11 protein-coding genes, 4 tRNA genes and 1 pseudogene are annotated in these 13446 nt (G+C 45.4%); 5 read left to right on the plus strand and 11 right to left on the minus strand.

Annotated elements, in window-relative coordinates; genetic code table 11:
- Positions 1–6 precede the first annotated feature (6 nt).
- Together EV690_RS00500 and EV690_RS00505 are read right to left on the minus strand one after the other, a co-directional pair.
- Positions 7–2424, minus strand: a complete 2418-nt coding sequence (locus EV690_RS00500) for a DUF2309 domain-containing protein (protein ID WP_131910984.1) — start codon at positions 2422–2424, stop codon at positions 7–9.
- On the minus strand, positions 2421–3791 hold the full coding sequence (locus tag EV690_RS00505; protein WP_131910985.1) for an NADH-quinone oxidoreductase subunit L: 1371 nt from the start codon (positions 3789–3791) through the stop codon (positions 2421–2423). Before EV690_RS00505 ends, EV690_RS00500 begins: the two co-directional genes overlap by 4 nt.
- A gap of 99 nt (positions 3792–3890) precedes the next feature.
- Here EV690_RS00505 and EV690_RS00510 point away from each other — a divergent pair, with 99 nt between their 5' ends.
- From EV690_RS00510 to EV690_RS00520, 3 genes and pseudogenes are all read left to right on the plus strand, one after another.
- On the plus strand, positions 3891–4778 hold the full coding sequence (locus EV690_RS00510) for a LysR family transcriptional regulator (RefSeq protein ID WP_131910986.1): 888 nt from the start codon (positions 3891–3893) through the stop codon (positions 4776–4778).
- Between the two features lie 184 nt (positions 4779–4962).
- A pseudogene (locus tag EV690_RS00515) lies at positions 4963–6113 on the plus strand (IS3 family transposase).
- Positions 6114–6316: 203 nt separating this feature from the next.
- Positions 6317–7045 (plus strand): outer membrane protein, encoded by a 729-nt coding sequence (locus EV690_RS00520; protein ID WP_131910987.1) that lies wholly within the window; start codon positions 6317–6319, stop codon positions 7043–7045.
- 214 nt (positions 7046–7259) lie between these two features.
- Here EV690_RS00520 and EV690_RS00525 read toward each other — a convergent pair whose 3' ends face one another.
- A complete protein-coding gene (locus EV690_RS00525) occupies positions 7260–7541 on the minus strand; it encodes a hypothetical protein (protein WP_131910988.1) in 282 nt (93 codons plus the stop codon).
- Positions 7542–7815: 274 nt separating this feature from the next.
- On the minus strand, positions 7816–8034 hold the full coding sequence (locus tag EV690_RS18170; protein WP_165872612.1) for a hypothetical protein: 219 nt from the start codon (positions 8032–8034) through the stop codon (positions 7816–7818).
- An 8-nt stretch (positions 8035–8042) separates the two neighbouring features.
- Between EV690_RS18170 and EV690_RS18670 the strand changes: the two genes are divergently transcribed.
- Together EV690_RS18670 and EV690_RS00535 are read left to right on the plus strand one after the other, a co-directional pair.
- The gene (locus tag EV690_RS18670) at positions 8043–8162 is read left to right on the plus strand and encodes a hypothetical protein (RefSeq protein WP_396022828.1); all 120 of its coding nucleotides are present in this window, start codon (positions 8043–8045) and stop codon (positions 8160–8162) included.
- 3 nt (positions 8163–8165) lie between these two features.
- Complete coding sequence (locus EV690_RS00535) at positions 8166–9182, plus strand: tyrosine-type recombinase/integrase (RefSeq protein ID WP_131910989.1); 1017 nt, start codon at positions 8166–8168, stop codon at positions 9180–9182.
- 102 nt (positions 9183–9284) lie between these two features.
- On the opposite strand, the gene EV690_RS00540 is transcribed toward EV690_RS00535, so the two are convergent.
- The 7 genes from EV690_RS00540 to EV690_RS00570 form a co-directional block, all read right to left on the minus strand.
- Positions 9285–9371 (minus strand) — tRNA-Leu (locus tag EV690_RS00540).
- A gap of 14 nt (positions 9372–9385) precedes the next feature.
- Positions 9386–9459 (minus strand) — tRNA-Cys (locus tag EV690_RS00545).
- 14 nt (positions 9460–9473) lie between these two features.
- A tRNA-Gly gene (locus EV690_RS00550) sits at positions 9474–9549 on the minus strand.
- A gap of 139 nt (positions 9550–9688) precedes the next feature.
- Positions 9689–10261, minus strand: a complete 573-nt coding sequence (pgsA, locus tag EV690_RS00555) for a CDP-diacylglycerol--glycerol-3-phosphate 3-phosphatidyltransferase (RefSeq protein ID WP_131910990.1) — start codon at positions 10259–10261, stop codon at positions 9689–9691.
- A gap of 46 nt (positions 10262–10307) precedes the next feature.
- Positions 10308–12131, minus strand: coding sequence for an excinuclease ABC subunit UvrC (uvrC, locus tag EV690_RS00560; RefSeq protein ID WP_131910991.1), 1824 nt, complete (start codon positions 12129–12131; stop codon positions 10308–10310).
- Positions 12132–12776: a UvrY/SirA/GacA family response regulator transcription factor gene (uvrY, locus tag EV690_RS00565; protein ID WP_131910992.1), complete on the minus strand. Its 645-nt coding sequence runs from the start codon at positions 12774–12776 to the stop codon at positions 12132–12134. It lies immediately after the preceding gene.
- Between the two features lie 398 nt (positions 12777–13174).
- A tRNA-Ser gene (locus tag EV690_RS00570) sits at positions 13175–13265 on the minus strand.
- Positions 13266–13446 lie beyond the last annotated feature (181 nt).

Consider the following 13446-nt stretch of genomic DNA (forward strand, 5'->3'; position numbering starts at 1 on the left):
TGGGTATTAAACAGCTAACCATTGGCCATTTTGATAGCGACTTACCTGCTGGTCAGCATCTATGTGATAAAGGAATAACCAGCCATTATTCACCAGTGATGCAACATCGTCATGGCGCGCCATAATATCTTCAATGGCAGGTTTAGGCGCTTGAATATAGGTGCTCAGACGAAGGGGTTGATGACGGTATTTCCGACCATCGTGCACCGATTGTTGGGATAGCCCAATGCGCAGGTCTCCGCCATTTCCTTCAAATACTCCAATATGACCGCCGACAACATTATGTAGCAGTTTATTACCACTCCCATATTTATTGGGGAGTGCAACGGAAGCGTAATATTGCAGGTTAATCCAGTTCATCACCAACAACGGAGCGGTCATGATTTTTTCCAGCTGGGTAAACTGTGGATCCTGACTCACATGGTATTCATGTAGGAAGGCTCGCCCACCAAAATCAAGACTACGTGTGAGTGCTCGAGGCGCGATAAACACCGCGGCGTTATTACACAATCCCCATTCCGGACGCATCTGAGCCCAGTTCGTTGCGCGTTGTTTGAAGAAACGCTTGATCTCAGATTCCGAAGGCGCTTTGGGAGCATCAAATTGCTGGGATCGGGTAAGCTGAGCCTGACGGCAACCGCGCTCGATTTTTTCTCGCCATGATGCTTTTGGAGCATCAAAGATCAAAATTTCGTCGATGGTTGTGTTGTGCATTGCAGCATAAAATTGGGTGTCATTGGGTACTGTTACGTCAAACTGCGGCATCTGTTTGCGGACGGCTGGATCGTTGAGCAGTGATGCTAATACTTTGACATTCACTTCACCGGTTTGGCCACCACAAGCACCGCAGTCAAGGCTGGATGCAGTATGGTTGTTACAGGTTTGACTTCCATGGCCGGTCAGTAGCACGACGTTAGCTAACCTAGCTTTGATCCCCATTGCTTTGATAATCCCAGCCGCGAGTTCTGCCTTCTCAGTGACACTTAGCGGCTGCTCATCCCGTTTTAGTTCCCATTTTTCATTAGGGCGGGCATCTTTATTGACCGGGTTCTTGCTCCCTTGCTGAAGGACGGCTCGTTTAAATAGACTTACCAATTTTAGCAAGCCACTGGCTTCAATCATCCCTAGGTTTGAGTATGGTTTTTCCAAGCTGCTCTGCCAACCTAACTGCGTAAGTCGGACCCAACGGTCAGGTTGCAGACGTGTCTGCTTGGCCACCAAAGAGGGGGCCATTAAACCCGGGAGTTGCGGCCGAGTGATACTGCCATCGTGGGTTTGATAAGCAATAGGAATACCGAAGAATCCAGCAAATCCCAAGGTTTCAATCTCGCTGCCTTGCGCTTCAAGGGCTCGGCGCATGGGTTCGGAACGAACATCAATACAGAAAACGGCCTGAACTTCCGGACGTGATTGCTCGGGGGCAGGAGTCGCCTGTTTGATTTGGTTTATCCAAGGCATCTGTACGCTCAGTTCCAGCGCTCTTTGCCATACCCAGAGCGGTTGCAGCTGCTGTTCCGCTTGCTCGTAGAGGCTATTAATTCGGGTGGCCTGATGGTGCAGCATTTGGCTTAATTGAGAAGCAATTTGCGGATGGTTTTGCTGTAACCAACGCATCAGTACGCGATCCCACGCCAGTAAGATTGCGAGTAGACCAAGCGTATGAGGAATGCGTAATTGTTGCTGCTTGAGCCCTGCTTGCCAATCGAGCCAAGATTGCCAACCAGCCCAACCTGAAAGTTGATGCAAACAGCCCCGCATATAGGCTTCAGCGCCGTCGTGATCATTCCAAATCGGCTGCCAGAACTGTTCCAGTTCACTGAATAACTGCATCATTGTTGTAGGCATAGCACGAAAATCGTTAAGCAGATCAACGCCCAGCAGTGTCTTAATGCCTTTATCGCGAGTAACAACCTCTAACCAGCTTTGGTAGAGGTGCTCACCATTTTGGCCTTCGGCTTCAAATCGTTCCGGATATTTGTGGTAGAGCGCGATAAACTGGCTGACTTGCGCAATGATCTCCTGCTCCCAGCTATGGCCTTGAGGGGATGGAATCGTCTCATCCATCAGCATCGCGAGTGTTTTCCAACGCATGTTTAGTGGGTTTTCTCGCAGTAGATATTCTTCCAGTCGGTTCTCACTAAACGGTAATTGCAGCTGTTTCAATGCTTGCTTGAGATGCTCAGATTTTATTTGCTGTTGCCACAGGCTGCGATAGTAGCTGCGATCCATCAGCCCTGTTTCACCCGTTAGTACCGCTTGTTCGGCAAAAGTACGTTCGATCGACGCGTGTCGCTGAGGCCACCATGGGTTGACTGCAACTGATTGATCCAGAGGCCACGCCGGTGCGATTGAAGCCGCTGCCAATTTAGCGATAGGCCAGGCAACAATACGATTTTTGGTTTCGACAGTGTTTGCTTCCGTCATTGTTTAGCCTCCGTTTTCAAAGAAAGATGCGCGTGTTGGAGTTCCAGCAGTGATTGGCTTGGCCACAATTTTAAGGTCAGCCTTGTGGCCCATTCATCCAGATAAGCACCTGCATTGAGCCAGATGAACAGCCGTTTGACCCAGCGCACGTGCGGCCAATATTGCAGAGCCATAGAGAAGACAAACAAAGCCACAAAAAACATGGCAACCAGATTATCGGCGCTATGGTTGAGTGGTGCATCAAGCCCCATCAGGACAACTAAGTGATGTTTTGCGGTGGTGTAAAAGGCCAGTAGTGCACAGGCAACCACCAAAGTGATTAGCAGCCGAACGGCTGTTGCGCTATCTAAGCGAGTCACGCTGGGCAAAATCAGTGCGGCTAAGGCAAACAGAACCAGCATCGCCGCAGCCATACTGTTAGTGACGGTAAACTGCCACTGAGCTAGCGCGAGGATGGCAATAGCTAACACTAGGGCAAGCGTCCAATGGCGTACTTTAGGTTTAAATTCGCCGCTGAGCTGAGTGGCTAAGTAGTTGTTTACCGCACTGCCGCTGTTGAGGAACGAATAGGCTTTATAGAATGAGTGGGCAAATAGATGGAGCAATGCCATCTCATAAAGACCCAAGGCAATTTCAACTAGCATAAGCCCCATTTGCGAGCTGGTGGACCAGGCTAATTTTACTTTAATGCTAATTCGGGTCGTAGAAACCAAGCCTGCAATGACAGTGCTGAGCCCTGCCCACACAATGAGTAGCCAACAGGCACTCGAACTTGCAGCAAGAACCGGAGCAAAAAACAGCAGTAAGATCCCACCCAAGTTGACGATCCCTGCGTGTAGTAGTGCCGAAACCGGCGTTGGTGCTTCAACAACTTGAATCAGCCATCCATGAATGGGCAGCTGTGCGCATTTGATAAGGGCGACGACCGCGAGCAGTACTGCGGCAATTTTAAGGTCTAGATGGGACCCCGCGAAAGGCATTTGAGCGATGACTTCACTGATGTAAGACGTTTGAAAATGGTAGTGAAGCAGTAACAGAGCCACACCAAGTAGCAGTTCGCTAAGACGTGCGAGCAGAAATTTTTTATGAGCGGCTAGCTGTGCTCGTGGACGCTCGGGATAAAACAGTATGAGCCGATGCAGCGAAAGGCTGACGCTAGTCCAGGCTGCCCAGAATAACAGCATGTGATTACTGATAATCACTAAAACCACGGCGGAAATCGTCAGGGCTAATGCCCGTAAAAAGCGCCCACGGTCAGATTGACCACTAAATGCAACCCAACTATAACGAAAAATGGTAAATCCCAGAATGGCGACTAAGCCGAGTAACATCAGCTTTAGAGGAGTGATTAAAAACAGGGAAAACATGACCAACCTCACATTTCAAAAGATAGCTGCTATTGTGATACAGCCCCAAAGTTAAGTAAAATATATAATATTTAAGTAATCGTTCTGTTTTATAGAATAATGAGCCGACTCAATTATCATCATCTGTACTATTTTTGGCAGGTTGCGAAGCTGGGAAACCTGACGCAGACTGCTCAGACGCTTCATATTTCACAATCCGCATTGTCTTCGCAGATTAAACAGCTTGAGCAATCATTGGATGTTCAGTTGTTTATTCGCAAAGGGCGAACGCTATCGCTTACGGAAAGTGGCTATCATGCGCTGAACTATGCGGAGGAGATTTTCAAAAATGGTGAGGAGCTGGAAAAACTGCTGACCAGTGGCGAGACTTTACCGGGAGCCACGATTCGCATCGGAATGCTGTCAACAATTTCGCGAAACTTCATCGAGCAATTCATTCAGCCCTTAATTAAGCAAAATGATTGTCGCTACACTTTACAGTCGATGAGTCAGGCGGGGTTATTAAATGCGCTCTCAGAGCTGCAGATCGATATTGCGTTAACAAATATTCCAGTTCGCGGCTCCAATAAACAGAGTTGGCAGAGCCGGCTTTTGGCTCGCCAAGCGGTGGCGATTATTGGTCAGTCAGGCTTAGATTTATCTGGCGAACTAGATGATAGTTATCGCGGTCAGCGTTGGGTTCTGCCTTATGGCGAAAACCCGCTGCGGGCAGCATTTGACGCTTTTGCGGCGCAATATGAATTGCAACCGGAGGTTGTGGCGGAATCGGACGATATGGCGATGCTTCGACTATTGACTCGTGATACCGGAGCGCTTGCTGTGATGCCGAACGTCGTTGTAAAAGATGAATTGGATCAGGGAACTTTGAAACATTATCTTTTGCTGCCAAACGTGTATGAGAACTTTTATTCGGTGACCGTTAAACGGCGTGTGGTTCATCCGAAACTCGATATGTTGATCCAACCTTTTTTAGATCTAAGCGATTAAATTTCATTCGCAGGGAATGATGCCGTTGCAACGTAACCTTTCACCAGCCCCTTATTGACAGCATAAAAGTGACGATCATCTTCTGATCTCACATTCCCTCTTGAATGATCCAATCAAGCTGTTCTGCTCTAATTGAACCGGACACTTTAATAACGGGAATATAGTCCAATGATTAAGGTGTTAAATGACAAAACGAACAAACAGAAGCTATATGACTGAGTGTATGCAAGAAGCCGTCGCATTGGTAACTGAGCAAGGTTACAGCGTATCTAAGACCGCAGCGTCTTTGGGGATCACAGATAAGCTACTTTATAACTGGAAGACCAAGTTTGAAGCTGAGCAGTCAGGCACCAGTTTAACAGCAGATGAACGCGCTGAATTAGTGACGCTTCGCAAAGAAAATAAAGAGCTGAGGATGGAAAAAGAGATCCTAAAAAAGGCCAATGCCTCCTGCTAAAGGGAAACCAAGTCACGTTTAAAACCATAAAGCAGCTCTCTGCGAAATTTCCAGTGAAGGCACTTTGCAGGGTAATGAAAGTCAGCCGCTCAGCGTATGATGCGTAGCTGAAGCGCCCTGCTCAAGTTATTGCAGCAGAGCAGCTTCATCTGTATCGACGAGCGAAAACTATCTTCGAACAAAGTAGAAATAGCTTGGGCTACAGAGAGCTGAGAAAACGGTTATGCAAGGAGGACTTTAAGGTAAGTGAGTATGGGGTTCAACAGCTCATGACCAAGCTTGGCCTGATTGTGACGCAACGAATTGCTTACAAGGTGACCACCAAGCGTAAGCACAGCGATGCCGTCGCCGATAACATGTTAAACCAGAACTTTAACCCAGTTGCCCCGGATAAAGTGTGGGCTGGCGACGTAAGGTATCTGCAAACGAGTGAAGGCTGGATGTATTTAGCCATTGTGATGGACTTGTATTCCCGTCGTATCCTTGGCTGGCACATTAATAAATGTATGACCACAGACTTGGTTAGCAAGGCGATGATGGAAGCTTATCACTTACGTCAGCCACCTAAAGGGTTAGTGTTTTATAGTGATAAGGGCTCACAATATACCAGTAACCGTTATCGCCGATTACTGAGTTATTACGGTATACGAGTTAGCATGGGCGATGTTGGAACCTGCTGGGATAATGCCGTAGTAGAACGGTTCTTCGACAGTTTAAAACATGATTGGCTGCTGAAAGTACCACAACTAACGCGCGAACACATGAGGGCAGATGTAACCGCATATATGCGTTATTACAACTTAGAACGACTTCATACAGCGAATGGTAATCTATCGCCAGTAGAATATGAACATAATTCCCTAAGAAAAGTGTCCTGATTTAGTTGCGCAGAACAGGTTCTGGAGGCCGGTTACTTTATAAGTAAGGCCAAGAATTCTGGCTTTGGTCAAATATGATAATTGTTAATAATAATTAATGATTTTATCTTTATCTGAGGCAAACACACTTGTTACATATATGTAACATTGCTAGTATACAGCGCTAATTTTCTAAACATATTCATTTTATTACAAGGAATTAAATGATGCAGAAAGTCATCATTACTGCTCTTCTGTTCTTATCTGCTAGTGCTTCAGCAACAACAATGCCTACCGGCTTCTATGGCAAAATGGGTTTTGGCCAAAGTTATAGACAAAATCAAGATACGACATTAAACGACACCCAATCCGGAATGCCTCTAGCAATTAAGGATCACCTAGATTTTAAACATAGTAATAGCTATGAAATCGCCGTAGGTTATCGATACCCTCAACTATCTTGGTTAACCACTGAATTAGCATTAAGCTATCATTCTAAAGCAAGCCTTGACGGAGACCATGTATTAATTAATGGTTCTCCAGCAGATGAGAAAACACATCTACATTTAAAAAGTACTGCCCTAATGTTATCTGGACAAGTTGATTTGGCAACTTTGTTTAATCAAGATAATTGGCTTTTCCATCCTTACTTTGGATTAGGCATAGGTGTAAGTCGAAATGAACTAAGCGATTTATCCACTACTTTAAACAATACCTCGTCAGAATTTAAGATTCACAATACACATACAGATTTCGCATGGCAGGGAAAATTAGGTGTCACTTACGCAGCGACCCAACATATCATTTTAGATCTGTCTTATGCCTATAATGATTATGGTAAAGCGACTTCTCGTACAGCTAAAAACCCAACCGCCGCAAGCGAGACACTCAACGGCGGTAGTATTGATTACCGTACTCAAGAAGTCATGTTAGGAATGCGCTATTTCTTCTAAGTTTAGCCAGAACATTATAGCTTTCAAGCAGACGCTCAGTAAGTGTCTGCTCTAATCCCAACTCCTCCTCATCGCAGTCGTTTGTTTATGCACACTCGCCACATCCGGTAAAGTGACTATCATCGCTTCGGGAAAGATGGCCACGCGGATTTGGGAATTACTCTAACTGATCGTTATCATCGCCCAGATTCTGATAGAGCAAATCGGTAACCAGTTAACCTTGTTTGGCTTGCACCTTCATTGGTGGTATTCCTCCAGTTCCAATTACACATCGGTGAGCGTCGCTTAATTCACCTCGACCATCTGGAGTGCTACTAGCTACCTCACCACTTAAACGTTCCCATTGTTTAGCCGCCCATGCTACAGTATGCCCGCCTTGTCGAATTTTACAATTCAGGCTTAATCGTGCCAAACGCGACTTATCCAGCGTATTGCCAAATAATAGCGATATGGCTTTGCCTGCTAACATCACACATTTAAGACCAAGATGTCTCATTTGTCATGGCCCCCATACTGGTGGCGGCCACACCTAAGCCAACGACCTGCCCCGTAACTCACCGAGTTTGGCATTGCGACTTTGAATACGCCACTAAATGGCCTTACGTTTGTGCAGCTGTTGTTCATACGCACCACGACTCGGTGGGTTGATAAGCCACCTTATGACTGCCATCGAGGTTAAAAATGGCAAGGTTGCAACAAGTTTTAGGGAATATCCTCAAATTTCAGGCATAAAAAAACCGCCCGAGGGCGGTCTAACTATGTGCGAAATTTTATCCAATTAATTTTGGGGGCAAATCTTTAATTGTTTTTATGCTTCGAACAGTGTCGTCTGAATAAAACATATAGTTTCTATCAGTATGAATGTAATCTTTTAAATCAGACAGTTGAGTTGAAAGAGTACCAGTGAGATCAACATACCCCATTACAGCACTAGTATCACCCAATTTGATAACTGGATTCGGCACATCTGCAAATTGAGATCCTTTCACGCAATGGGATCTATCATATTGTAGATCGCAACGGGAAGCCAAAACTCACCTGGTACCATGTGAATCATCCCAGAACAATGCTCCCGAGCGAAGATGTCCCTAATTTTAGCGCTATGGATGCAATGTAATATATGCCAAGGAAGAGAACCAACCCGCAGGATTACGCCTTACCTAAGCGGGTCTATAAAGGCCGCAGCACCTATGAATGGAAACCAGCAGCAGGCGGAACAGTCCGCCTGTGCTCTTTAGAGGCTTCAATTCCAGATATATGGCAAGCCTATGAGCAGAAAGTTAAAGAAGCCGATGAAGTAGCAACAGTACAAAGCTTAATCACCAGCTTTTTTCAAAGTGCTGACTTTCAGGAACTCGCCACGGAAACCCGCAAGGATTACCGCAAATACGCGAAAAAGGTTTTGCCCGTTTTTGGCAAAATGAACGTGAACAAAGTAAAACCTGAACATGTCCGGTTGTATATGGATAAACGCGGCTTAAGCTCACGTATTCAAGCCAACCGAGAACATGCTTTCTTCTCGCAGTGCTTTCGCTTTGGCTACGAACGTGGGCTCTGTAAAAGCAATCCTTGTAAAGGGGTGCGTAAATTCAAAGAAACCAGTCGTAAACGTTACATCACCGACGTGGAATATAACGCGCTATACAAAGCTGCTGATCCTGTTATTCAGGTGGCGATGGAATTGGCCTATTTATGCTGTGCCCGTCAGGGGGACATTTTAGCGATGCGTACCAGCCAAATATTAGAAGATGGTATTTTCATTGCACAAGGGAAAACTGGCATCGAACAAATTAAGGAATGGTCCCCTCGCCTACGCAAGGCCATCGCATTATCCAAGCAGTTACCGACAAAGCCCGGCGTTGTTTCTACGTTCGTTGTTTGCCAGCCCGATGGCAGCCGCTTTACCCGAGATGGATTTAGTAGCCGTTGGCGTAAAACACGAAGCAAAGTGCGTGAAATAACAGGTTTACCAATGGATTTCACCTTCCATGACCTGAAAGCAAAAGGTATTTCAGACCTTGATGGAACACTTCAGGAGAAACAAGAAATCTCTGGCCACAAAGATATCAGACAGACCGCAAGATACGACCGTAAAGTACATAAAGTACGTGCTGTGGATTCAAAGAAATCTAAATAATATTAGGAAAAATATTAGGAAAACGAGGATTTTGATAGAAATTTAACGGACGTTAATCTTTAGGATTTTTTAAAAAGTCTTTATAAATCAGTAAGAGGAAGGTGGTGCCCGGGGCCGGACTTGAACCGGCACGAACTTGCGTTCGAGGGATTTTAAATCCCTTGTGTCTACCTATTTCACCACCCGGGCGATACCAAATTTTATGGAGGCGGGTCCCGGAGTCGAACCGAGGTACACGGATTTGCAATCCGCTGCATAGCCACTCTGCCAACCCGCCTACATTCGTTATCTTGGAGCGGCACACGAGGTTCGAACTCGTGACCTCGACCTTGGCAAGGTCGCGCTCTACCAACTGAGCTAGTGCCGCTTTATTTGATAACTTATCGACTTAGCTTTACTTTTGAGTGCTTGCCCCGTCGATGTGCTGTGCATTTTAGCGAGGTTATTTTTATCGTCAACAAGAAATTTCAAACTTTTTGTCTGTTCGCCTGAAAAACAGTCAAATTCTATAAATTTCCACCTATATTGCTTTTCTTTTGTCCAGTTAGGAATGGCCAAGCAGCCCGTAAGTACGAAACCATCGACCAAATTGTAAGCACAACAGCAATATATAGTAAAACTTTTGAAGCAAGCACCATCCACGGCTGATATTGCCATAGTAATCCGGTAATCGCAGTCATTTGAGCCGCTGTTTTATATTTCCCTAATTTACTCACCGCAACACTTGCCCGGCTCCCTAATTCGGCCATCCACTCACGAAGGGCTGAAATGACGACCTCACGACCGATCACCACCATCGCTGGCAGACTTATCCAGATCGTATCATAATGCTCTACAAGCACTACCAGAGTGGTTGTAACCATCACTTTATCGGCAACGGGATCTAAAAATGCACCAAAAGGTGAAGTCTGTTTTAAACGTCGGGCTAAAAATCCATCAAAGTAATCAGTCACTGCCGCAACTACAAAAATTGCAGCTGAGGTAAAATAAGCCCCGTGGACAGGGATATAAAACGCAACAAGAAAGAACGGAATTAAAAATAGACGAAAAACAGTTAATATATTTGGAATTGTATTCATACGGATGTCGTTCTCATAACAATTGCTTTATGTTGCCTGTTTGCAGTTATTCTTGCAATCGATCAACGATAGTTTGTGCGAGACTTTTGCTAATCCCTGGCACTTTTGCTAATTCATCAGCGCTGGCACGTTTAACCTCTTGGATTCCACCCATAAATTTGAGAATACTCTGACGGCGTTTTGCACCAATCCCAGGGATTTCTTCAAGAAAGCTATGTTGCCGAGCCTTGTCTCGACGATTTCGATGTCCGGTAATCGCAAAACGATGGCTCTCATCACGAATATACTGAATCAGATGTAAAGCACTCTCATGCTTTTCAAGATGTACCGGACGCTGCTCACGGCCGATCAGTAATGTCTCTAGTCCTGGTTTGCGAGTCACCCCTTTTGCCACGCCAACCACCAACGGCTCATTGGCAAGCTGCAGCTCATCTAAGGCAGCAAAGGCACTACTCAATTGCCCCTTCCCACCATCGATGAAAAGAATATCTGGCATCTCGGCATCATCGCTCTGTTTGCCATAACGACGCTTTAAAGCTTGCGCCATTGCTGCATAATCATCCCCACCGGTAATCCCATCAATATTAAACCGTCGGTAGGCACTCTTTTTAGGACCATCTTGATCAAATACGACACAGGATGCGACAGTACGCTCGCCTTGGGTATGGCTGATATCAAAACACTCCATACGTCGAATCGGCTCTTCACGCGCCAAAAAGTGCTGTAAGGCAGCCAATCGAGTCGCCGCGGTCGAAGCTTCTAGCAGTTTACTGGTCACCGCATTTTGCGCGTTATCATTAGCCAGTTTAAGAAGTCGGACTTTTTCACCGCGAGTCGGATTGTGGATTTGAACTTGATGATTGGCACGCTCAGATAAAGCCTGCTGCAAAACCTGCCATTCGTCGTTCTGATAGCCGACTAAAATCTCTTTCGGTAGCTGGCCATCACGCTGTTCAGCAAGATAATACTGAGTGACAAAGCCTTGTAGCACTTCACTTAGCTCAGTGTCTTTGGGAACTTTAGGATAATAACTACGGCTTCCCAATAACTGCCCCTCACGAAACAGCATTAAATGAACACTGGCAATGCCATTACGATAATCAAATCCAACGACATCTGTTTGGGTCGCATTTGTTCCTGAAACCCACTGCTGTTCCTGGATCCGTCGCAGTGCTTGGATCTGATCCCGGTAGCTCGCTGCCTTTTCAAATTCCAAGGCACAACTCGCCTGTTCCATGTCATTCACAAGGCGTTCTATCACCTCGTCGCCTTTCCCAGATAGGAACAGTGCAACTAAGTCGGCCTGTTTACGGTATTCTTCGTCACTGACTTTATCACAGCATGGGCCACTGCAACGGCCGATCTGATATTGCAGACACGGGCGAGTTCGGTTGGCATATTCACTATCACGACACTGACGAATCGGAAAAGTCTTCTGTAATAAAATGAGACTCTCTCGCACCGATTTGCCACTCGGATAAGGCCCAAAATACTTTCCTTTCGCTCGTTTATGACCACGATGCAGCGCTAATCGAGGATGTCGATGGGCACTTAAAAGAATATATGGATAGGATTTATCATCGCGCAAGACAACGTTATAACGAGGCCGATATTTCTTGATCAGATTATGTTCAAGAATTAAAGCTTCTGTTTCGCTATTGGTAATCGTTGTTTCAATATAAGCGATTTGCCGCACCAAAGCGGCTGTCTTTGGACGGTCTACACGCTTACGAAAGTAACTCGACAGGCGCTTTTTTAGGGATTTTGCTTTACCAACATAGATAACCTTATCATGGCTATCATACATTCGATAGACGCCAGGTAACGCTGGCGCCCTATTTAAAAACGCAGCTGCATCAAACTCGCTCATCTACAATTTTTCGGCGTCTAAAATACCATGACGAATTGCTAAGTGAGTTAATTCGACATCACCACTAATATTTAATTTATTAAACAAGCGGTAACGATAACTATTAACTGTTTTTGAACTTAAGTTCAACTGCTCAGAAATATCAGTTACGCGTACCCCTTTAGTGATCATCAACATGATCTGCAGCTCTCTTTCAGAAAGCTGAGAAAAAGGATTCTCACTATCGGAAGAAAAAGAACTCAAAGCAACTTGTTGCGCAATTTGTGGTGACAAATATCTCTGCCCACAACTGACGGTCCGAATAGCATTCAGCATTTCATCTGGGGCAGCCCCTTTTGTTAAATAACCAAACGCCCCAGCTTGCATCACTTTGCTAGGAAACGGATTTTCTGTATGAACGGTTAAAACCACAATTCGTGTATCGGGATCATAACGAAGGATTTTTCGAGTCGCTTCCAAGCCTCCGATCCCTGGCATATTCATATCCATGAGCATGACATCAGCGTGGTTCTGACGGGACCATTGGACCGCCTGTTCCCCACTTTCTGCCTCGCCAACGACTTTCATCCCTCGTGCATCTTCTATAATGCGACGAATCCCTGTGCGCACCAATTCGTGATCATCAACTAGATATACGGTAATCAAGCGTACTTCTCCGCACAGTAAAATTATCTTGTTAGACCAAATATGAACTACTTGGCCATTTTAGTATTCCAATAGCTGCCAACCCATGATACAGAACAACATTATCATAAAATTCTGTCAGCTTTTTAGGATATCGTAATGATACTATCAAGCTTTAGACAACACCGCGACTAAAACAGGCCGTTATACATGAAATCCTTTATGTTTGTATGAGCTCCTACGCATGACCCAAACGATCATGTCACCTATCTTGCTTATATAAAGAGAACGTATAGCCCGAGGAGTCTTAAGCGAAATGGAATTACCATTCCTAATGATTGGATTAACAAAGAATAAGTTTATATGCAAGCGCGAAGCAAAAAGGCCATCACATATTGTGATGGCCTTTTCAAAATAGATGGCGGAGGAGGAGAGATTCGAACTCTCGGTGGGCTACTAACCCACGCCGGTTTTCAAGACCGGTGCATTCAACCGCTCTGCCACCCCTCCGCAGCAGATGGGGCGCATATTAGCCATTGGCATTTAAGTTGTAAACCCCTAAAAAGAGTTTTTCCTAAAAGTTTGGCCTGTTTGGTCTCTTTTTGCGCAAAACAACGATTTATTCAACAAAATGATTCAATCGGTCAGTTCCTAGGGACTGTTGACCTTTTGTGATTAGTTTTGCAGAAAT

It is taken from the genome of Celerinatantimonas diazotrophica (assembly GCF_004339545.1).
In the GTDB taxonomy this organism is placed as follows: Bacteria; Pseudomonadota; Gammaproteobacteria; order Enterobacterales; family Celerinatantimonadaceae; genus Celerinatantimonas; species Celerinatantimonas diazotrophica.

Excerpts from the sequence above, each read along its gene's own strand:
- EV690_RS00500 (WP_131910984.1), bottom strand. The coding sequence starts at position 2,424 with ATGACGGAAGCAAACACTGTCGAAACCAAAAATCGTATTGTTGCCTGG.
- EV690_RS00505 (WP_131910985.1), bottom strand. The coding sequence starts at position 3,791 with ATGTTTTCCCTGTTTTTAATCACTCCTCTAAAGCTGATGTTACTCGGC.
- EV690_RS00510 (WP_131910986.1), top strand. The coding sequence starts at position 3,891 with ATGAGCCGACTCAATTATCATCATCTGTACTATTTTTGGCAGGTTGCG.
- EV690_RS00520 (WP_131910987.1), top strand. The coding sequence starts at position 6,317 with ATGATGCAGAAAGTCATCATTACTGCTCTTCTGTTCTTATCTGCTAGT.
- EV690_RS00525 (WP_131910988.1), bottom strand. The coding sequence starts at position 7,541 with ATGAGACATCTTGGTCTTAAATGTGTGATGTTAGCAGGCAAAGCCATA.
- EV690_RS00535 (WP_131910989.1), top strand. The coding sequence starts at position 8,166 with ATGCCAAGGAAGAGAACCAACCCGCAGGATTACGCCTTACCTAAGCGG.
- pgsA (WP_131910990.1), bottom strand. The coding sequence starts at position 10,261 with ATGAATACAATTCCAAATATATTAACTGTTTTTCGTCTATTTTTAATT.
- uvrC (WP_131910991.1), bottom strand. The coding sequence starts at position 12,131 with ATGAGCGAGTTTGATGCAGCTGCGTTTTTAAATAGGGCGCCAGCGTTA.